Annotated in this window: 21 protein-coding genes; 19 read left to right on the top strand and 2 right to left on the bottom strand. The window is 34.5% G+C overall.

Annotated features, from left to right (window positions below; genetic code table 11):
* Positions 1-118 precede the first annotated feature (118 nt).
* Together WMO19_RS02965 and WMO19_RS02970 are read right to left on the bottom strand one after the other, a co-directional pair.
* Positions 119-958, bottom strand: a complete 840-nt coding sequence (locus WMO19_RS02965; protein ID WP_288166497.1) for an ABC transporter permease subunit — start codon at positions 956-958, stop codon at positions 119-121.
* Positions 948-2,315, bottom strand: a complete 1,368-nt coding sequence (locus WMO19_RS02970) for an ATP-binding cassette domain-containing protein (protein ID WP_349170146.1) — start codon at positions 2,313-2,315, stop codon at positions 948-950. Before WMO19_RS02970 ends, WMO19_RS02965 begins: the two co-directional genes overlap by 11 nt.
* Positions 2,316-2,549: 234 nt before the next feature.
* Between WMO19_RS02970 and ychF the strand changes: the two genes are divergently transcribed.
* From ychF to WMO19_RS03065, 19 genes are all read left to right on the top strand, one after another.
* Positions 2,550-3,638 carry a redox-regulated ATPase YchF gene (gene ychF / locus WMO19_RS02975; protein ID WP_349170147.1) on the top strand — a complete coding sequence of 363 codons (1,089 nt, stop codon included), beginning with the start codon at positions 2,550-2,552 and terminating at the stop codon, positions 3,636-3,638.
* Between the two features lie 7 nt (positions 3,639-3,645).
* The gene (locus WMO19_RS02980; protein WP_349170148.1) at positions 3,646-4,473 is read left to right on the top strand and encodes an HAD family hydrolase; all 828 of its coding nucleotides are present in this window, start codon (positions 3,646-3,648) and stop codon (positions 4,471-4,473) included.
* Entirely contained in the window at positions 4,474-5,325 is an 852-nt protein-coding gene (gene ylqF / locus WMO19_RS02985) for a ribosome biogenesis GTPase YlqF (protein ID WP_349170149.1), read from the top strand. It begins immediately after the preceding gene.
* A complete protein-coding gene (locus WMO19_RS02990) occupies positions 5,312-5,929 on the top strand; it encodes a ribonuclease HII (RefSeq protein WP_019125857.1) in 618 nt (205 codons plus the stop codon). Before ylqF ends, WMO19_RS02990 begins: the two co-directional genes overlap by 14 nt.
* On the top strand, positions 5,923-6,282 hold the full coding sequence (locus WMO19_RS02995) for a YraN family protein (RefSeq protein ID WP_349170150.1): 360 nt from the start codon (positions 5,923-5,925) through the stop codon (positions 6,280-6,282). Before WMO19_RS02990 ends, WMO19_RS02995 begins: the two co-directional genes overlap by 7 nt.
* A gap of 125 nt (positions 6,283-6,407) precedes the next feature.
* Positions 6,408-7,154, top strand: coding sequence for a Fe-S cluster assembly ATPase SufC (sufC, locus tag WMO19_RS03000; protein WP_019125855.1), 747 nt, complete (start codon positions 6,408-6,410; stop codon positions 7,152-7,154).
* On the top strand, positions 7,155-8,567 hold the full coding sequence (sufB, locus tag WMO19_RS03005; protein WP_019125854.1) for a Fe-S cluster assembly protein SufB: 1,413 nt from the start codon (positions 7,155-7,157) through the stop codon (positions 8,565-8,567).
* 7 nt (positions 8,568-8,574) lie between these two features.
* A complete protein-coding gene (locus tag WMO19_RS03010; RefSeq protein WP_349170151.1) occupies positions 8,575-9,621 on the top strand; it encodes a SufB/SufD family protein in 1,047 nt (348 codons plus the stop codon).
* Position 9,622: 1 nt separating this feature from the next.
* The gene (locus tag WMO19_RS03015; protein WP_349170152.1) at positions 9,623-10,864 is read left to right on the top strand and encodes an aminotransferase class V-fold PLP-dependent enzyme; all 1,242 of its coding nucleotides are present in this window, start codon (positions 9,623-9,625) and stop codon (positions 10,862-10,864) included.
* Complete coding sequence (gene sufU / locus WMO19_RS03020; RefSeq protein ID WP_349170153.1) at positions 10,854-11,309, top strand: Fe-S cluster assembly sulfur transfer protein SufU; 456 nt, start codon at positions 10,854-10,856, stop codon at positions 11,307-11,309. Before WMO19_RS03015 ends, sufU begins: the two co-directional genes overlap by 11 nt.
* Positions 11,310-11,320: 11 nt before the next feature.
* Positions 11,321-11,716, top strand: a complete 396-nt coding sequence (locus WMO19_RS03025; RefSeq protein WP_019125850.1) for an RrF2 family transcriptional regulator — start codon at positions 11,321-11,323, stop codon at positions 11,714-11,716.
* A gap of 7 nt (positions 11,717-11,723) precedes the next feature.
* Positions 11,724-12,851: a cysteine desulfurase family protein gene (locus WMO19_RS03030; protein ID WP_349170154.1), complete on the top strand. Its 1,128-nt coding sequence runs from the start codon at positions 11,724-11,726 to the stop codon at positions 12,849-12,851.
* 4 nt (positions 12,852-12,855) lie between these two features.
* A complete protein-coding gene (locus tag WMO19_RS03035) occupies positions 12,856-14,139 on the top strand; it encodes an AI-2E family transporter (protein ID WP_349170155.1) in 1,284 nt (427 codons plus the stop codon).
* A gap of 77 nt (positions 14,140-14,216) precedes the next feature.
* Positions 14,217-16,832 (top strand): alanine--tRNA ligase, encoded by a 2,616-nt coding sequence (gene alaS / locus WMO19_RS03040; protein ID WP_349170156.1) that lies wholly within the window; start codon positions 14,217-14,219, stop codon positions 16,830-16,832.
* A gap of 47 nt (positions 16,833-16,879) precedes the next feature.
* On the top strand, positions 16,880-17,134 hold the full coding sequence (locus tag WMO19_RS03045) for an IreB family regulatory phosphoprotein (RefSeq protein ID WP_019125846.1): 255 nt from the start codon (positions 16,880-16,882) through the stop codon (positions 17,132-17,134).
* Between the two features lie 57 nt (positions 17,135-17,191).
* Positions 17,192-17,608 carry a Holliday junction resolvase RuvX gene (gene ruvX / locus WMO19_RS03050; RefSeq protein WP_019125845.1) on the top strand — a complete coding sequence of 139 codons (417 nt, stop codon included), beginning with the start codon at positions 17,192-17,194 and terminating at the stop codon, positions 17,606-17,608.
* A gap of 8 nt (positions 17,609-17,616) precedes the next feature.
* On the top strand, positions 17,617-17,856 hold the full coding sequence (locus WMO19_RS03055; RefSeq protein ID WP_349170157.1) for a DUF1292 domain-containing protein: 240 nt from the start codon (positions 17,617-17,619) through the stop codon (positions 17,854-17,856).
* An 8-nt stretch (positions 17,857-17,864) separates the two neighbouring features.
* Entirely contained in the window at positions 17,865-18,323 is a 459-nt protein-coding gene (locus WMO19_RS03060; protein WP_019125843.1) for a Fur family transcriptional regulator, read from the top strand.
* A complete protein-coding gene (locus WMO19_RS03065; protein WP_349170158.1) occupies positions 18,323-19,984 on the top strand; it encodes a ribonuclease J in 1,662 nt (553 codons plus the stop codon). The genes WMO19_RS03060 and WMO19_RS03065 overlap by 1 nt, the downstream gene beginning before the upstream one ends.
* The last annotated feature ends 21 nt before the right edge of the window (positions 19,985-20,005 follow it).

A 20,005-nucleotide genomic window follows, 5' to 3' on the forward strand; every position in this document is an offset into this window, starting at 1 on the left:
CACTAATATATTCGTGATAGAGATAATAATTCTGACAAATTTTTAAAAATAGAATTTATGAAAAATAATTTTGAGCACAAAAAAACTACTTTGGCTTAACCAAAATAGTTTTTTTAAATTAATATTTAAGTTCCTTGCTTGAATAGATTGTGTAAGTCAATACTATCATGAGGATAAATATGACTGCATTTGCTATTATGCCAAATAGGTTTAAGTCTGCACTGACAAAGCTATAAGGTCTAAAGGCTTCGTTAGGGAAGTAAGATACAACCATGCCAAAGACATCGCCCATAACTTTTCCTACAATTGTAAGTAGTACAATTAAGAATACAAATAGTGCAGCTACTGCATCTTGGTGTAGTGAAGATTTTGACATTGAAGAGAAGAAGTAGCCAATGGACATAAATACTAGACCTGAGCCAAGTAGTCCAACGAAAACTTTTACTACTGCTTCAAAAATTTCAAAGCTTGTTATTTCAGCAGCATCACTTGCTCCAATTCCTATGGAAGAAATTCCAAGAACAAGTCCAACTGTTGCAAGTCCCATTATTATTAAAAATAAAATATAAGTCAACAAGTTGGCGGCAATTTTTCCTGTTACAATTTCTGATTTTGAAATTGGGTTTGAATAAATGTATTCAATGTTGCCTGAGCTTTGTTCCTTAGCAAGGGAGCTTGCTCCAAGTTGCATTGCAAATACAAATATTAAAACTGCAAGGTAATGGTAAACAAGGGCAAGGTAATCGCCAATATTTACTATGTCCATGCCTTCATAAACTCCCAAAATATTTCTAGTTGGCTCGTTAAAGCTTTCCATAACTGAATTAAATAGTGAGTTCATTTGTGACTCTGCAAGGAAAGGATAGAAGGCAAGCATAAGTCCAAGTAAAATTATTAGGACGATTGCCCAAGATATCATCTTTGCAAAATTTGATTTAAATTCCATATTAAATATCATCTTTATCCTCCTTTAGCCTTGTCTCTTCTGTTGCATTAAAGACGCCTTCATCAGAGGTTTTAAAAATAATTGTATCGTCTTTTCTATTTTCTTCTGAACTGTCGTGGAAAATTTCTGTATTATCAACAAAGTTTTCTTCTACTTTAGGCTCAACTTCATTAATTGTTTCTGCTTTTTCATTTTCTAATTCAGGAGAAACTTCTTCTTTTATTTCAGGAGATTTTTCTTCTCCAAGGACAACTTTATCTTCATCGACAAAAAGATTTGTCTTTGTGTTGTGAATTACATCTTTTTCCGAATTTTCTAAATTGACGCCTTCTACTTCAGAAAAATTATTTTCTGCATCTCTAATTTTTATTGTGCTTTCTGTCACTCCATTAACTTCGGAAGTTTCAAGACCACTTTTAGAAATTTTTTCTGTAGGAGTCTCTTCTGCATCTTTTACTGGAGCAGGAGCTTTTCTTCTAGGAAGCTTTGCATTTTCTCCCTTGTAGTAAGCATTTACCTTGTCAGATAATTTTGCATCTTCAAGTACATAATTTTCAAGGGCTTCTTCATAGATCACCTTTGAAAGTTCAGGAAGAGCTCCATCATAGTAGAGGATTGTTTCATCTTCCTCATCCTTAATAATTCTTGCGCCAATGGAAGTAAAGTAATTTAAATTTCCTCTGTAAGAGTCAATTTTTAAAACCTTGTCTCCAGCTGCCTTTACATTATTGTATTCAGTGTCTTGGATTTTTCCATCAGACAAGTAGGCAATTCTTGAAGAATATTTTTTAGCCTGTCTAAGAGAATCAGATAGTAGTAAAACTGTTAAGCCTTCACTTTCATTTAATTTTTTCACATGAGAGAAGAGTCTATCTATATCCTTTTCTTCTAAAAATTTTGCTGGAGAGTCTAAGATTAAAAGTCTTGGTTTTATAACTAAGGCATTAATAATTGCAAAGAGTTTTCTTTCTCTATCTCTTAAGTCGCAAATGCGAAGGTTTGAATTAAATTCAAAATAATCACAAAGGACATCAATGTCTTCTGTGTTAGACAAACCATGTGCGCTAAGTGTCTTCTTTAGTAAAGTATAAGATTTTATCTTTGAATCGAAAATCATATCTTCAGATACGAAGGACACAGTTTCTTTTATTTCTTTTGATTCCTTAAATGAATCCATATCATAAACCCTAATAGATCCACTACCAGGTTTTAAGTATCCCATTATAATTCTAGCAAGAGTTGTCTTTCCGGAGTTTTCTGTTCCAAGAAGAGAGAAAAATTCGCCATCTAAAATTTCTAAATTTAAATTTGATAAGACTTTTTCCTTGCCCTTGCGTTTTGTCAGGTCATTTATGACGATGGCACTCATACTATTCACCTCTTTAATAATTGATAAACTCATTATACAATAAAAAATAGCTAAATAAAAGTTAAGAGTGGATTTATAATTGCTTGGCAAAAAATTTTTAGAGAAAAAACATCGATTAATAAGTCGAAAATTTTAAAATCATAGAAAAATTTATTGCAAATCTTTTAATGAGGAAAATTAAATGACGACTTGTCTCGCCTGTGATATAATTTTAACTTGAATGGAGGTTTTCTAATGAAACTTGGAATCGTAGGACTACCTAATGTTGGTAAGTCAACTTTATTTAATGCCCTAACAAGTGCTGGTGCTGAAGCTGCAAACTATCCCTTTGCAACTATTGAGCCAAATGTTGGGGTTGTAAATGTACCTGATGAACGATTAGATGTGCTTGCAAAGATTAGCAAGTCAGAAAAAATTGTTCACACTAATATAGAATTTTATGACATAGCTGGTCTTGTTAAGGGTGCCAGCAAGGGCGAAGGACTTGGAAATCAATTTTTATCAAATATTCGTGAAGTTGATGCCATTGTCCATGTAGTAAGATGCTTTGACGATGAAAATATTATTCACGTTGACGGCTCTATAGACCCTCTTCGTGATATTGAAAATATAAATTTGGAATTAATTTTTTCAGACCTAGAACAAGTGGACAACAGATATGGCAAAGTGGTAAAAAAAGCTAGAGCAGAAAAATCTCTTGCCAAGGAAAGAGATCTATTGGAAAAAATAAAATTAGCCTTGGAAGAAGGAAGACCTGCAAGAGAAGTTGAACTTGACGAGGAAGAAGAAAAAATAATAAAAAATTATTCTCTTCTAAGTGCAAAGCCAGTCATCTATGTCTGCAATGTGGCTGAAGAAGACATAAACAAGGAAGACAATGAATATGTAAAAAAAGTTAGAGCCTATGCAGAAAAAACTGGCGACGAAGTTGTTGTAATCTCTGCAGAAATCGAAGCAGAAATTGCGGCTCTCGACCAAGACGAAAAGGAACTCTTCTTGGAAGAACTTGGTCTCGATTCTTCAGGCCTCGACAAATTAATTAAGTCTTCCTACAAACTTTTAGGTCTAATTTCATTTTTAACTACTGGTGAAATGGAAACTAGGGCTTGGACTATTAAGAAGGGTTCAAAGGCTCCAACAGCTGCAGGAAAAATCCACACTGATATGGAAAGAGGATTTATTAAGGCTGACACTGTTAGCTACAAGGACTTAGTTGAGTCAGGTTCTGTTGCTGTGGCAAGAGAAAAGGGGCTTATAAGAAGTGAAGGTAAGGATTATGTCGTAGAAGATGGCGATGTAATTGTATTTAAATTTAATGTATAGGTGATTTATGATTAAACTAGTTTCTATGGATTTAGACGAAACTCTTTTGACTACAGATAAGGTCATTACAGAGAGTTTTGAATCCTTTGTAAAAAAACTAAAATCAAATAATATTATTCCAGTAGTGGCAACGGGAAGAGAATACTATTCTGCCCATAAATTTGTGGGAAATAAGGTTGACATAGATTTAATTTGCAACAATGGAAATGTAATTAGAGATAATTTATCTGGCAAGGTTCATTATGTAAATCCAATTAGTGACGAAGACTTAAAGAGGGTCATGGCCTTTGATGACAATGACAAAGTCTTTACATCACTTCACATAGAGAGAGATGATGGAATTGATCTTGTCTACAAGAAAAAGAATTTTACAAATTTTGAGGGCACTTATGTGGACGCCTTTAGGGGAAGAAATCTCGCTCTTGATGATTTTAATAATTTAGAGGGCAATCCTCTATCCATTGTCTTTGCAGGAAGCCATGACGATTTAGTAGGTCTTAGAAATAGGATGAGAGACGAAATTTCTGATAGATTTAATTTTCACATCATGAAAATTAGAAGAGAGCCAAAGTGGATGCTGGAAGTCTTGCAAAAATCTGGCGACAAATTTTACGGCGTAAAAAAATATGCAGAAATTAGGGGAATTGACTTAAAAGATGTTGCGGCAATTGGCGACGACTCCAACGATGTAATGCTAATAAAATCTGTTGGCCTTGGCATTGCCATGAAAAATGGTGTTGAAAGACTAAGAGAGGCAGCCGATGTGGTGTCTGACTTTGACAACAATAGTGATGGAGCAGTAAAAATTTTAGATAAGGTTTTATTTGGTGATTAAATGAATATTAACTGGTATCCAGGTCACATGAAAAAGACCATAGAGGACATAGAGGAAAAATTAAAACTCGTGGATTTTGTAATCGAGATAATTGACTCTCGCATTCCCTATTCAAGTAGGAACCCTCTCTTTAAGGACCTTTTAAAAAATAAAAAGAGACTTTTAATTTTTAATAAGTCTGACTTATCAGATCCAAAATTAAATGAAGAGTGGATGGAAAAAATCACTGACGAAAATAATTTTGCCATATCTTACAATGCCATGAAGCCCAATGTAAATTTAGTTGTAAAAAAATCTGAAGAACTCATGGCAGATGAGATAAAAAAATACCAGGACAAGGGTCTAAAAAAGGGTCCACTTCGTGCAATGATTGTGGGCATACCAAATTCTGGCAAGTCAACTTTTATAAATTCAATTTCTGGCACAAAATCTGCAAGGACTGGCAACAGACCTGGAGTTACAAAGACAAATCAGTGGATAAAGATTCACTCAAAGCTTCATCTCCTTGACACGCCAGGAGTTTTGTGGCCAAAGTTCGAAGAAAAGGTTGGACTTAACCTTGCCTTTACTGGTGCCATAAAAGATGAAATTATGGATAGGGAAACTCTAGCCTTAAAATTAATTGAAAAATTAAAAAATATTGCACCAGCTTCTCTTGAAGAGAGATATAAAATTTCTGACATAAAAGAAATGTCGCCCCTTGAAATTATGGATGAAATTGGAAAAAACAGGGGCGCCCTTATGCGTGGCGGTCTCATAGATTATGAAAAAGTTTCTGGAATTATCTTAGACGAATTTAGAAAGGGAACTCTTGGAAGAATAACTTTGGAGGAGCCCAATGAATTTTTATAATTTTGAAAATGAATATTACGAAAAGGGCTACAAAAATATATGCGGCATTGACGAAGTTGGCAGGGGTTGCCTCTTTGGCGATGTAGTTTCCTGTGCAATTATTATGCCCAAGGATGACTTCATCGAGGGAGTAAATGATTCAAAAAAACTTAGTCCCAAAAAGAGAGAAGAACTCTACCCAAAAATTTTGGAGTCTTGCCTTGCTGTTGGCATTGGCAGGGCCAACCCAGATATAATTGACAAGGTAAATATAAAAATGGCGACACACATTTCCATGATAAATGCTCTTGAAAATTTGCGCGACAAGGAAGGCAAAAAAGTTAGTGCAGATTGTGTCTTAATAGATGCAGAGACAATTGAAACTGGAATTTTTCAAAAGGCAATCATAAAGGGAGACGAGTCCTGCTACTCCATTGCCTGTGCCTCTATAATTGCAAAGGTCTATAGGGATAATCTTTGCGACAAGTGGGCAGAAGAATATCCTCACTACGGCATCGAAAAGCACAAGGGCTATGCCACAAAGTATCACAGAGAGGCACTTAAGGCTTATGGTCCAACAGTAATGCACAGAAAATCTTTTTTGAAGAATATAAAATCATGGTAGGGCACAATTTATTTTTTGGGAATCTTGGAGAGGACATTGCCACAAAATTTTTGGAGCAAAAGGGCTATATAATATTAGAAAGAAATTACAGGGCTCTTGGGACAGAGATTGACATTATAGCAAGGGATAAGGATGAAATTGTTTTTGTTGAAGTGAAGTCTCGTAACTCAAGAAAATATGGCGACGCCTATGAAGCTGTCACTGAATTTAAAATGCAAAACATAATACAGACAGCAACAGCATATATTATGGAGAAAAATCTTTTTGACATAATGGTGCGTTTTGACATAATTGAAATTTATTTTAAGGAAAAGGAAATCAATCACATAGAGTCGGCATTTATGCTTTCATAAACTAGGTTAAGCCTAGTTTTTTTATTTGCAATAAATATTTGATTATTAAAAAACTTGTGTTATTATAGTTAATAGAAAAAAACACAGTAATTTTGTATGAATTATTTTTTATAAATGGAGGAAGTATGACAGAGTTATTAAGAGTAGAAAATTTAAGTGCAGGCGTGGAAGATAAGGAGATCTTAAAAAATATAAATTTAAAAATTAATTACGGCGAAGTTCACGTAATTATGGGACCAAATGGTTCAGGCAAGTCCACACTTGCCAATGTAATTATGGATAACCCAGTTTACAATGTGACAAGCGGCAAAATATTTTTAGATGGCGAAGACATAAGCGACCTTACAACAGACAAGAGAGCTAACAAGGGACTTTTTATGTCCTTCCAAAGTCCAGAAGAAGTTCCAGGAATTTCTGTAGAAAATTTTATTAGAACAGCTAAGTCTTTAAAGGAAGACAAGACAATTTCTATTTTAAAATTTAAAAAGGAAATCAAAAAGGAAATGGAAGAATTAAAAATGGATTCTTCTTATGCAGAGAGATACTTAAATGTTGGCTTCTCTGGTGGAGAAAAGAAGAAAAATGAAATTCTTCAAATGCTTATGCTAAATCCAAAGCTTGCCATTCTTGATGAAACAGATTCAGGACTTGATGTTGATGCAACAAGAATAGTTTCTAGTGGAATTGAAAAGTTTTTAAATAAGGACAATGCAGTTTTAATTATCACTCACCACAAGGAACTTATAGATAATATAAAACCTGACTTTGTTCACGTTATTTTAGACGGACAAATTGTAAAAGAAGGAGACGCTTCTCTAATTGATAAAATCGAAAAAGAAGGATTCAATTGGATAAGAGAAGAGGTGAAATAATTGGCTAAGACAGAAAAAACTTATGTAGAAGACATGGACCGCGGCGTCTATGATATTAAAAATAAATTCACTTTTAGGTCCAAGACTGAAAAGGGACTTACAGAAGAAATTGTAAGACAAATTTCTGCTGAAAAAGATGAACCAGAATGGATGCTTGAAAGTAGACTAAAGGCATTAAAGATTTTTAATGAGAAGAAAAATCCTGACTGGGGTCCAGACCTTTCAGAAGTTGATATGGATAAAATCACAACTTACATCAGACCTGATGCTGACATGTCTGACGACTGGAAAAATGTTCCCGATGAAATAAGAGATACTTTTGATAAGCTTGGCATACCTGAAGCTGAAAAGGAAGCTATGCTTTCTGGTGTTGGAGCACAATATGACTCTGAAGTAGTCTATCACAACATTCAAAAATATTTGTCTGACCAAGGAGTTATTTACACTGACTTTGAAAGTGGACTTAAAAAATATCCAGAAATCGTAAAAAAATATTTTAGCAAGTGCATCACGCCAAAGCTACACAAGTACGCTGCCCTTCACTATGCAGTTTGGTCTGGTGGCTCTTTTGTCTATGTGCCAAAGGGAGTAAATGTAGATATACCTCTACAATCTTACTTTAGACTTAACGCTCCAGGTGCAGGTCAATTTGAGCACACACTAATTATCGTAGAAGACGGAGCCTACTGTCACTTCATAGAAGGCTGTTCTGCTCCAAAATATAATGTAATAAACCTTCACGCAGGTGCAGTTGAACTTTTCGTTGGCGAAGGTGCAACTCTTAGATATTCAACAATTGAAAACTGGTCAAGAAATATGTACAACTTAAATACAAAGAGAGCCATTGTTGAAAAAAATGGAAAGATCGAATGGGTTTCAGGTTCCTTTGGTTCAAAGGTTTCAATGCTTTATCCTGCATCAATTTTAGTTGGAGAAAATGCATCTAGTGAATTTACGGGCATTTCTTTTGCAGGTGAGGGACAAAATCTTGACACTGGGGCGCAAGTTGTTCACGCAGCACCACACACTAAGTCAACCATTAACACAAAGTCAATTTCAAAATCTGGCGGAATTGCAATTTATAGGGGTCTCGTTGAAATAAAGGAAAATGCTGTGGGCTCAAAGAACTCAACATCCTGTGAGTCACTTATGCTTGACTCAATGTCTCGCTCTGACACAATTCCTACAATAAATATTGAAAACAACGACATCGACATTGGACACGAGGCAAAAATCGGAAGAATTTCTGACTCTGTAATTTTTTATTTGATGTCAAGAGGAATTTCAGAACAAGAGGCAAAGGAAATGGTTGTAAGAGGATTTGCAGAGCCAATTGCCAAGGAACTTCCTATGGAATATGCAGTTGAGATGAACAACCTCATTAACCTTGAACTTGTTGGAGCTATTGGGTAGGTGAAAGATGAATATAATTGGAAATGAAATTGCCTTTAAGACTTTTAGCTTTTTAAAGGTAAATGAAACTGAAATAAAAATTCCTGAAATTAAAGGGATCTTATATAGAGAAGTTGGAGAAAAAAATCCAGGAGAAATTTCTGAATTTGAAAAAATAAAATATGGAATTTCAGAAGATGCACTAGAATTAAATAGAAAATATTTAAATTATTATAATTCTTACGAGGCAAAAGAAGGTGAAGAGAGAGAAGACTTTAAGTTATTTGAATTAGATGACGATTATTCTGAACTCTTTGATCTTCATCACATTATTGCAGAAAAAAATTCAAAATTAAAAGTAGTTTTAGACTACACATCTTCTGGTCAAGGTGAAAAATTCAGAAATTCTGTAATAAAAGTTCTTGCCAAGGAAAATTCTGAAGTAGAAGTTTTCGTAATTGCAAGAGATGATGACAAGTCACTTGTCCTTGAATCCATTGGCATTTATACAGAAGATGGAGCAAAGGTAACTCTTCACCAATATGAACTTGGGGCAGGAAAACTTTACACAAATTATAAGTGCGAGTTAATTGGAGAAAAATCTCAGTCAATAGTAGATTCAATTTACTTTGGTCAAAAGGACGAGTATCTAAACATGAATTACGACATGATTCACAGGGGCAAAAAGACTGAGTCAGATATTTTAGTTAATGGTGCCTTAAAGGATAGAGCCTTTAAAAATTTTAAGTCAAACCTACAATTTATTGAAGGGGCAAGGGGTGCTGTGGGCTCAGAAGAAGAGTATTCAATTTTACTTGACGACACAGTTCATTCAGTATCAGTCCCACTAATGCTTGCCCACGAAGACGATGTAGTTGGCAATCACGCATCAAGTGCAGGTAAGCTTGACATGGACCAAATATTTTATTTAATGTCTAGGGGCATTAGCCACGAAGAAGCTGAAGCCTTAATAGTTGAATCTAAATTTTCTCGTGCTATTGATGCTCTTTCTGATGAAAAGTTGAGAAAAGAAGTTTGGGATTCAGTTAGAAAAATTATAAAGAGAGGAAATTAATATGTTTACAAAAAATGAAATTGAAGATATTAGAAAAGAGTTTCCCTTTTTAAAATTAAAGCCAAATGGCAAAGACATTGTCTACTTTGACAATGGGGCAACTACACAAAAGCCTCGTGAAATCATAGAAAATATAAAGAATTTTTATGAAAATGAAAATGGAAACCCCCACAGGGGAGCTCACTATCTTGCCATGAAGTCCACAGTAGTTTATGAAGATGCAAGACAAAAGGTTGCCGACTTTGTGGGAGCAAAAAAGGCAAGTGAAATTGTATTTTTAAGGAATGCAACAGAAGCACTAAATTTAATTGCCTACTCCTATGGACTTAATAATTTAAGTGAGGGCGACGAAATTTTAATTTCAATAATGGAGCACCACTCAAATTTAGTTCCTTGGCAAGAAGTTGCCAAAAAAACTGGGGCAAAATTAAAATATTTATACATTGACGAGGACAAACAAATTCCTTTTTCTGAAATTGAAGAAAAAGTCACTGAAAAGACAAAAATTTTGTCAATAACAGGTGCATCCAATGTAGTTGGAACAAATCCAGATATTGAAAAAATTGTAAAATACGCAAGAGAAAAGTCACCTGCAAAAATTATTTTAGACGGTGCACAACTTGTGCCTCACAGAAAAGTAAATGTAAGCCAGCTTGATGTTGACTTTCTTGCCTTTTCTGGACACAAAATGTATTCTGCTCTAGGCATTGGTGTCCTTTATGGCAAAGAAAAATTATTAAATGAAATGGAACCCTTCCTATCAGGTGGCGACATGATTGAATATGTTTACGAAGACAAGACAACTTTCTTAGATGCACCACAAAGATTTGAAGCAGGAACTGCCAATGTTGAAGGTGCAGTAAATCTTGCAGCAGCCATTGATTTTATAAATAAGTATGGCATGGATAAAATTGACGAATATGAAAGATATTTAACTGACTATTGCTACGACAAATTAAAAAAATTAGATTATCTTGAAGTTTATACGACAAGCGACAAGAACAGGGCACCAGTAATATCTTTTAACTTTAAAGAAGCTCACCCTCACGATGTTGCATCAATTCTTGACACTTTTGGCATTGCCATAAGGTCAGGTCACCATTGTGCTCAACCACTTCACAGATTTTTAGGTTCAAACTTTTCTTGTAGAGCAAGTTTTGCGATTTATAATACAGTGGAAGAAATTGATTATTTCGTTGAACATCTTGAAGATGTAAGGAGGATTTTAGGAATTGAATCTTGATAATATTTACACTGAATTAATTTTGGAACATTCAAGAAATAAACACAATAGACATGAATTAGAAGATTACACTCACAAGGAACTTGGACACAATCCAAGTTGTGGCGATGAAATTACTCTTGAATTAAAAGTAAAAGATGGAATAATAGAAGACATTTCTTATACAGGTCATGGCTGTGCAATTTCACAAGCATCAACATCAATAATGTGTGACAATGTAAAGGGCTTAAAGGTAGAAAAAGCCATTGAAAGGGCAAAAAAATTTATAGGAATGGTAAAGGGAGAAGTTACTGACCTTGATGAACTAGAAGATCTTGACGATGCCATTGCCTTTGAATCTATTAGCACACTTCCTGCCAGAGTTAAGTGCGCAGTCCTTTCCTGGTACACCTTAAAGGACATGTTAGAAAATAATAAAGAAGAAGGATCTTTTATTCCAGAATAAGAGGTGATTAAATGAAACTTTCTACTAAGGGTCGTTATGGACTCATGGCAATGTATAATTTAAAGGAAAATATGGGCAAGGGTCCCATTGCACTAAAGGATATTGCAAAGGAAGAAAATTTATCTGAATCTTACTTGGAGCAACTCTTCACACTCCTTAGGAAGGCTGACCTTGTGAAATCTATAAGAGGAGCAGGCGGCGGCTATGTCCTTTCAAGAGACCCAAAGGAAATTGCAATAGGAGAAATAATAAATGCCCTTGAAGGAGACATGTCCCTTTCATGTTGCGACCTTGGCAAAAATTCTAATTGTGGCAAGCTTAAGGATTGTGCAACAAGAGATATTTTATCAAAACTTCAAGGACAAATTGAAGATGTAATGGAGTCCATGACTCTAGCAGACATGTGAGGTTATTATGATTTACATGGACAATGCTGCCACTACAAAAATAACAGATAGTGTTTTTAATGCTATGCTTCCCTATTTAAGAGAAAACTATGGGAATGCATCGGCAATTTATTCTCTGGGACAAAAATCTAGGGCAGCAATTGAAAATTCAAGAATAAAAATTGCAGAAATTTTAAAAACTAAGCCCAGTGAAATTTATTTTACCTCATCAGGTACTGAGTCAGACAACTGGGTTATAAAAGAATCATTGAATCCAAGGGAAAAACATCATATAATATCATCAAGGATAGAACATCCAGCTATTTTAAATTCACTTAAGGCAGTAAAGAGCTTGGGGAGTGATTACTCTCTGATTTCTGTTGACCAAGAAGGCTTTGTCAATTTAGATGAATTAAGTGAAAAAATTAGGGACAATACAAAATTAATTTCCATTATGTTTGCCAACAATGAAATAGGAACTATAGAGCCCATAGAAGAAATTTCAAAAATTGCTGGCGAGAAAAATATTTTACTGCACACAGATGCAGTGCAAGCCATGGGCAATGTCAATTTTAACCTAAGAGATTTAGATGTGGACATGCTTTCTATATCAGGTCACAAACTTGGAGCTCCCAAGGGAATAGGAATTTTATATATCAAAGAGGGTACAGAAATTTCTCCCTTCATAAATGGTGGAGAACAAGAAAGAGGCATGAGAGCCTCCACAGAAAATGTGGCATCTATAGTTGGCATAGGAAGGGCTCTAGAAGATGCCTACGTTAATATTGACGCGAACATAGAGTACACAAGAGATTTAAGAGATTATACTATTGAAAAACTTTTAAACATTGATGGAATTATTTTAAATGGTCCAAGAGAGAAGAGACTTCCTGGAAATATTAATATCACTTTAAAGGATACTAAACCACAAACTATGGTGCAGTACCTAGATATGTATGATATATGTGTTTCCTCTGGATCTGCTTGTGCAGCAGGAAGTATAAATCCATCCCATGTCCTTAGGGCAATTGGAAGAAGCGAAGAAGATTCTCTTTCCATGCTTAGGATTTCCCTTAATCACAACAACACAAGGGAAGAATGTGACTATGTAGTGGAAAAGATAAGCCAAGGGATGAAAAAGTTCAAGAACAGGTGATAATATGTTGGAACAAATTTCCGGTAATGCCGCGAGATTTATGATTTATGCTCTGGCAATATTATCTATACTCCTAATATTTTTGGCGATTTATTATCTGATAAATATTGGGAATAGATATATTGAAGGTAAAAAGAGAATAAGCATAGATTTGCATTTCATTACAAAAATCTTTATAGGGATTTTGATTCTCTATTTAATAACCATAATTTTTAACAAGTTTCCAATTTTGGGTTACACTCTTTCCTCTGCTATTATTGCAATTATTTTTGCTTACATAATAGACCCAATAGTAAATTATTTGGAGAGAAAGGGTGTCAAGAGACAATTTGGTGTAATTATAGTTTACATTTCAGTTGTCTTGATTTTTGGGGTTTTAATAGTTTCTGTTATTCCAAAGACTATTAACGAAATTTCAAAGTTATTGGCAAGTCTTCCAGAAATGGTTGATACCTTAACTAAAAATGTTAATAGTTTTTTGACAGATATTTTTGCTAAATTTAACATTGAACTTCCTGATAATTTTATAGATTTTTATAAAGAGTCAAATCCAAAGGTTGAGGGAAATTTTGAGACTCCACAAATAGTTTCAAATATTTTAAACTCAATGAAAAAAACCATTAATGACTTAGTTACAAAGGCACAAGGCTCCCTTATGGGTTCACTTTCTGGAGTGTTCTCCAAGGTCTATGGCTTTGTGACATCTGCCTTTAGACTTGTCTTAATAATTATTTTCTCCTTCTACTTTTCAGTGGACAAGGAAAAATTCACACATAAAGTGAGAAAATCTATGCCAAATAAATATAGAGAAGACATAACATATCTTGCAAATAGAATTGACATAGCTCTTCAACAATTTATTAGAGGAAGAATGCTACTTGCAATCTTCGTTGGATTCCTCACTATGATTTATCTTTTGATCCTAAGAGTAGACTTTGCCATAATCATTGGACTTATAACTTGTGTGGCTGACATAATACCTTTTATTGGACCTTTCCTTGGTTGTGTCCCCGCAGTTTTATTTGCCTTTATGGATTCACCAATAAAAGCCTTTTGGGTTTTAATTCTCTTCATATTAGTTCAATGGATTGAAAATAATATTTTGGCGCCTAAACTAATTGGAGATAGCACAGGGCTTAATCCACTAATAATTTTAATTTCAATAATCATAGGTGGAGGTATCTTTGGTGTATGGGGAATGGTAATCTCCGTTCCAATAACATCTATAATATTTATACTAATTGATTTTGCGAAAATAAAATACAATGACAGATATAGCTCTAATTGACAATCATATTCTTTATAATTATAATATTTATAGCACATCCTCCCAGGGAATGGGAGGATTTTTAATAGGAGTTGTATATGAAATATTTAGGTTTACACGATATAAGAACTGAATTTTTAAAATTTTTTGAATCAAAGGATCATTTAATACTACCAAGTTTTTCACTAATTCCAAAAAATGACAAATCATTACTTTTAATTGGAGCAGGTATGGCGCCAATGAAAAAATTCTTCACTGGAGAAGAAATTCCACCTGCAAAGAGAGTTACTACTTGCCAAAAATGTATTAGAACTGGCGACATAGATAATGTAGGTTTAACAGATAGGCACGCAACATTTTTTGAAATGCTTGGCAACTTTTCCTTTGGAGATTATTTCAAGCACGAAGTAATACCTTGGGCTTGGGAATTTTTGACAGTTAATCTTGAAATTCCAAAGGAAGATCTTTGGGTTACAGTTTATAAAGATGACGACGAAGCCTACAACATTTGGAAAGATGTAATAGGAATACCTGAAGAAAAAATAATTAGACTTGGAAAAGATGATAACTTCTGGGAACTTGAAGTTGGTCCATCTGGTCCTTGTTCAGAAATTTATGTAGATAGAGGTCTTGAATACGGATCAGCTGACGAAAGACCTGGTGGAGAAGGCGACAGATTTATCGAAGTTTGGAACTTAGTTTTCACTCAATTTGATAAGGACGAAGAAGGAAACTACAATCCACTTTCACATCCAAATATTGATACAGGAATGGGACTTGAAAGAATTGCCACAGTTCTACAAAGGACTGACAATATTTTTGAAATTGACGCAATCAAGGACATTATCGGCGAAATTGCAAAAGTTTCAGGCAAAAAATATGGGGAAGACAAAAAGGCAGACATCTCCTTTAGAGTTATAACAGACCACATTAGGGCTATGACTTTTATGATTTCTGACACAATCGTGCCTTCAAATGAAGGTAGAGGCTATGTCCTAAGAAGACTTATAAGAAGAGCAGCAAGACATGGAAGAAAACTCGGCATAGAGAGAGCCTTCCTTTATGAAATTGCAGACATGGTAATGGACTCTTGGGGAGACCAATACAAGGAACTAAAGGAAAATAGAAAGTCCATTAAGGAAATAATCAGAAGAGAAGAAGAAAAATTCTTAGAAACTATTGATGATGGTCTTGTAAGACTTAATGCCAACATCGAAGAAATGAAGGCAAGTGGTGAAAAATTACTTGACGGCAAAAAAGCTTTCAAACTTTACGACACTTACGGCTTCCCAATTGACTTGACAGAAGAAATCTTAAAAGAAGAAGGTTTCGATGTTGACATGGCAGGCTTTGAAGCTGAAATGGAAGATCAAAAGAGAAGAGCTAGAGAAGCAAGAGAGGACAAGAACATTGGCTGGGCTAACCAAGACAACAAGCACCTATTTGAAGGTCTTTCTAACGAGTTCTTGGGCTATAAAAAAAATGAATGTCAGGGAAATATTATAAGAATAATTTCTGATGAGGACGAAATTGTGGACTCCATAAATGAAGGTGAAAGAGGTATTGTCATCTTGGACAAGACTACTTTTTACGGGGAAAGCGGTGGACAAGTAGGCGATACTGGAGAAATTATTTCTGATAAATTTAAGTTAAAAGTTACAGACACTAAAAAGACTAAGGATGGACTTCACCTTCACCTTGTAGAAGTTGAAGAAGGAAAACTAGAAAAAGCTCCTGTCAAGGCTATTATAGATGTAGGAAGAAGAAATAATATAAGACGAAACCACTCTGTAACTCACCTACTTCACAGAGCCCTTAAGGATGTTTTAGGTAATCATGTAAACCAAGCTGGCTCACTAGTTATGCCAGACAGAATGAGATTTGACTTCTCACACTTTGAAGCAATGTCTAAAGAAGAAATTGAAGAAGTTGAAAAAATTGTAAATGAAAAGATTTTTGAAGGTCTTCCAGTTGAAACTAAGCTTACAAACTTAAATGAAGCAAAGGAAATGGGAGCCATTGGACTATTTGAAGACAAGTATCATGAGGAAGTTAGGGTTCTTTCCATGGGAGATTATTCTCGCGAGCTTTGTGGTGGTACTCATGTTTCCAATACTTCTGAAATTTCCATGTTTAAAATCCTATCTGAAAGTGGTATAAGTAACGGTATTAGAAGAATTGAAGCTATTACTGGTCCTGCTGTTTTGAAATATTTAAATGAACTTAAGGATGAACAAGAAGAAATAGCTAGGGAACTAAAGTCTAATAAAGAAGAAATTTTACAAAAGATAAAATTAAATATTAAGAGCCTAAAGGAAGCAAATAAAGAAATTGAAAAACTTGAACACGACATGGCTAAGGATCAAATTGCTGATATTATGAGTTCAGTTAAAAATAAAAATGGCATAAATTATGTCATCAAAAAATTTGAGGGAGTAGATGTAAATACTCTTCGTGACTTGGCTGATGAAGTTAGAAATAAAGTTGGCTCAGTTGTAGTTTTATTTGCAACAGTAAATGATGGCAAACTTAACTTTGTATGTGCAGTTTCAAAGGATTTAGTTGAAAAGAAAATTGCCGCAGGCAAAATTATAAAAGAAATCGCAAAAGTTGCTGGCGGTGGCGGCGGCGGAAGACCTGACATGGCAACTGCTGGAGCCAAGGATATAAATAAAGTAGGGGAAGCTCTAAACAAGCTAAGCGAGCTTTTATAATATTATCAAAATAGATATTTTATGATATAATCTATTTGGAGGTAATTATGGATCAAAACAATAATACACAAATTTTTGAAAAAAGCAGTTTGGAACAAGAGAGAATTAAGAGTGTTTTAAAGGTTGTTTATAATGCTCTAGAAGAAAAGGGTTATAATCCTTCTGACCAAATTATTGGATATATATTATCAGGCGATCCCACATATATTACAAGCCATGATAATGCAAGATCCATGATACAAGAAGTAGAGCGTGATGAGCTTTTACAAGAGATGTTAAAAGTTTATTTAGAAAAGATTTGAGATGGCTAGACCATCTCTTTTACATATTATATATGTACCTGTAAAGGTTGTGGTTATATGAATAGAGTTTTAGGCCTTGATGTTGGCGATGTGTGGATTGGAGTAGCTATTTCAGATGCTTTGATGCTTACAGCCCAACCTCTTGTGACAATTAAGAGAGAGTCAAATAAAATAGCCTATGATAAAATTCATGACATAATAAAAGAATATAATGTAGAAAAAATAGTGGTAGGTCTTCCAAAGAACATGAACAATACTATTGGGCCACAAAGTGAAAAGGTCATGAAGTTCGCAGAAAAATTGAAGAATAAATTTAATGTTGAAATTGAGTATGTTGACGAGAGAATGACAACTTTAATGGCAGAACAAGTTTTAATAGAGGGTTCTGTTCGCAGAGAAAATAGAAAAAAATATATAGATAAAATTGCAGCCACATACATTCTGCAATCCTATCTGGATAGATTTAATTTATAGGTGATAAAATGGATAAAATAAAATTATATGATGAAGATGGCGTTGAGGTTGAATTTTTTGTTGACGCAAAATTTTCAATTGATGACACAGACTATGTTGCACTCTATACAGATGAAGAAGAGCCAGAAATCTATATATTAAAAGTGATAGAAGATGAAGATGGTGACGAGCTTCTTGCTGGCATCAATGACGATGAACTTGAAGAAGCAAAAAAAGCCTATGAAGAACTTTTGGACGAATTAGACTAGGTGATATTATGGATATAAATATTGATCCTGTTAAGAAAATCTTAAAAGACAAGGGTTACAAATACACAAAACAAAGAGCTAAGGTTTACGAAATCTTTTTGGACAATAAGGATAAACACATGACTACTGAAGAAGTTTATAATTTAGTTGCAAAAAAAGACCCTGAAATGGGTATTGCAACTATTTATAGGACCGTCCAATTATTTCACAAGCTTGGCGTATTAGATCAAATTGTATTTGACGACAACATTGTTAGATATGAACTTAGAGTCCCAAGTGAAGGTCATAGACACCATCATCTTGTCTGTATAAATTGCGGAAAAGTCGAAGAAGTTGATATCGACAATTTAAATGAACTAGAAGCTAAAGTTGAAAAAGAAAAGAATTTTAAGATAGTTGACCACACTCTAAAATTTATGGGTTATTGCGAAGACTGCCGCCACAAATTTGAGGAGAAGGCAAATTAATGAAAAATACTAATAAAGTGAAGATAATTCCACTGGGAGGACTTCACGAGATTGGAAAAAATCTTACAGTTGTAGAATACAGAGATGATATTATTATTATCGACTGTGGTATGACTTTCCCAGAAGACGAAATGCTTGGTATTGATGTTGTAATACCAGATGTGACTTATTTGGAAAATAATAAGCATAAGATTAAAGGACTTGTATTAACTCATGGTCACGAGGACCATATTGGTGCCATTCCCTATGTTTTAAGGAAGTTGGACTTAGACATTTATGGAACGGGACTTACTATTGGACTTTTGGAAAATAAATTAAAGGAACACAGACTTTCTAAGGACAAGCTCCATGTAGTTAATGCTGGAGATGTAGTGAAGCTTGGCAAAATGGAAGTTGAGTGGATAAATGTAAACCACTCCATACCCGATGCCTGTGCCCTTGCCATAAAGACACCTCTTGGATATATTTATCATTCAGGAGACTTTAAGGTTGACTTTACGCCAATTAGTGGCAAGCCAATTAACCTAACTAGGATTGCAGAAATAGGCCAAAAGGGCGTTATTGCCATGATTGGTGAATCTACAAACGTCCTTAGACCAGGCTACACAATGAGTGAATCTAAAGTTGGGGAAACCTTTAATAGACTCTTCCAAAACTTGCAAGACAACAGAATTATCATTGCAACTTTTGCATCAAATGTGCATAGAGTCCAACAAATTATAAACTCTGCAGAAAAATACGGCAGAAAAGTTGTCTTATCTGGCAGGTCTATGGTAAATGTTACTGAAACTGCAAGAAGGCTGGGACAATTTAGGGTTAAGAAAGATACCTTTGTAGACATAAGAGATATGGATAAGTATGACGACAGCGAAATTGTGTTAATCACAACAGGTTCACAAGGTGAGCCGATGTCTGCCCTTACTAGAATTGCATATGGAGAACACAGAAAGATTCAGCTTACACAAAATGATGCTATAATTCTTTCAGCAACTCCAATTCCTGGCAATGAAAATGCCGTTACAAAGGTTATAAACAGACTTCTCGAGAGAGGGGCAAAGGTAATTTATGAAACTCTTTCAGAAATTCACGTTTCAGGTCACGCTTGCCAAGAAGAGTTAAAATTAATTTTAAGCTTAGTTAAGCCAAAATATTTTGTTCCTGCTCACGGCGAAGTTAGACACTTGATGAAACACGCTAAGATTGCCACTCAAATGGGAATGCCGGAAGAGAATATTTTCATCATGGAAAATGGAAACTGCCTTGAAATTTCACAAAAAGAGGCAAAGCTTGTTGGCGATGTTCCTTCAGGAAATATTTTAGTTGATGGCCTTGGCGTTGGCGATGTAGGAAATATTGTACTAAGAGACAGAAGACATCTTTCTGAAGATGGACTTATTATAGTTGTAATAACTATTACAAAAGAAGGAAAAGTTGTATCAGGACCTGATATAATTTCAAGAGGATTTGTCTATGTAAGAGAGTCTGAAGATTTAATCGAAGACGCAAAAAATGTTGTTAGAAAAATCTTAAATGATGACTCAAGAGACAATTTAAAGGACTGGAATGGACTCAAGTCTGACATTAGAGACAATTTGAGATCCTATATTTTCAAAAACACAAAGAGAAATCCTATGATTTTGCCAATTATTATGGAAGTTTAGGACATTTAGGGAATCTATTAG

The sequence above is a fragment of the Peptoniphilus hominis (ex Hitch et al. 2025) genome (assembly GCF_040096015.1).
GTDB lineage: Bacteria > Bacillota > Clostridia > Tissierellales > Peptoniphilaceae > Peptoniphilus_A > Peptoniphilus_A hominis.

Bases quoted from the DNA above. Each gene is read 5' to 3' on its own strand.
- WMO19_RS02965 (WP_288166497.1), bottom strand. From the start codon at position 958: ATGATATTTAATATGGAATTTAAATCAAATTTTGCAAAGATGATATCT.
- WMO19_RS02970 (WP_349170146.1), bottom strand. From the start codon at position 2,315: ATGAGTGCCATCGTCATAAATGACCTGACAAAACGCAAGGGCAAGGAA.
- ychF (WP_349170147.1), top strand. From the start codon at position 2,550: ATGAAACTTGGAATCGTAGGACTACCTAATGTTGGTAAGTCAACTTTA.
- WMO19_RS02980 (WP_349170148.1), top strand. From the start codon at position 3,646: ATGATTAAACTAGTTTCTATGGATTTAGACGAAACTCTTTTGACTACA.
- ylqF (WP_349170149.1), top strand. From the start codon at position 4,474: ATGAATATTAACTGGTATCCAGGTCACATGAAAAAGACCATAGAGGAC.
- WMO19_RS02990 (WP_019125857.1), top strand. From the start codon at position 5,312: ATGAATTTTTATAATTTTGAAAATGAATATTACGAAAAGGGCTACAAA.
- WMO19_RS02995 (WP_349170150.1), top strand. From the start codon at position 5,923: ATGGTAGGGCACAATTTATTTTTTGGGAATCTTGGAGAGGACATTGCC.
- sufC (WP_019125855.1), top strand. From the start codon at position 6,408: ATGACAGAGTTATTAAGAGTAGAAAATTTAAGTGCAGGCGTGGAAGAT.
- WMO19_RS03010 (WP_349170151.1), top strand. From the start codon at position 8,575: ATGAATATAATTGGAAATGAAATTGCCTTTAAGACTTTTAGCTTTTTA.
- WMO19_RS03015 (WP_349170152.1), top strand. From the start codon at position 9,623: ATGTTTACAAAAAATGAAATTGAAGATATTAGAAAAGAGTTTCCCTTT.
- WMO19_RS03025 (WP_019125850.1), top strand. From the start codon at position 11,321: ATGAAACTTTCTACTAAGGGTCGTTATGGACTCATGGCAATGTATAAT.
- WMO19_RS03030 (WP_349170154.1), top strand. From the start codon at position 11,724: ATGATTTACATGGACAATGCTGCCACTACAAAAATAACAGATAGTGTT.
- WMO19_RS03035 (WP_349170155.1), top strand. From the start codon at position 12,856: ATGTTGGAACAAATTTCCGGTAATGCCGCGAGATTTATGATTTATGCT.
- alaS (WP_349170156.1), top strand. From the start codon at position 14,217: ATGAAATATTTAGGTTTACACGATATAAGAACTGAATTTTTAAAATTT.
- WMO19_RS03045 (WP_019125846.1), top strand. From the start codon at position 16,880: ATGGATCAAAACAATAATACACAAATTTTTGAAAAAAGCAGTTTGGAA.
- ruvX (WP_019125845.1), top strand. From the start codon at position 17,192: ATGAATAGAGTTTTAGGCCTTGATGTTGGCGATGTGTGGATTGGAGTA.
- WMO19_RS03055 (WP_349170157.1), top strand. From the start codon at position 17,617: ATGGATAAAATAAAATTATATGATGAAGATGGCGTTGAGGTTGAATTT.
- WMO19_RS03060 (WP_019125843.1), top strand. From the start codon at position 17,865: ATGGATATAAATATTGATCCTGTTAAGAAAATCTTAAAAGACAAGGGT.
- WMO19_RS03065 (WP_349170158.1), top strand. From the start codon at position 18,323: ATGAAAAATACTAATAAAGTGAAGATAATTCCACTGGGAGGACTTCAC.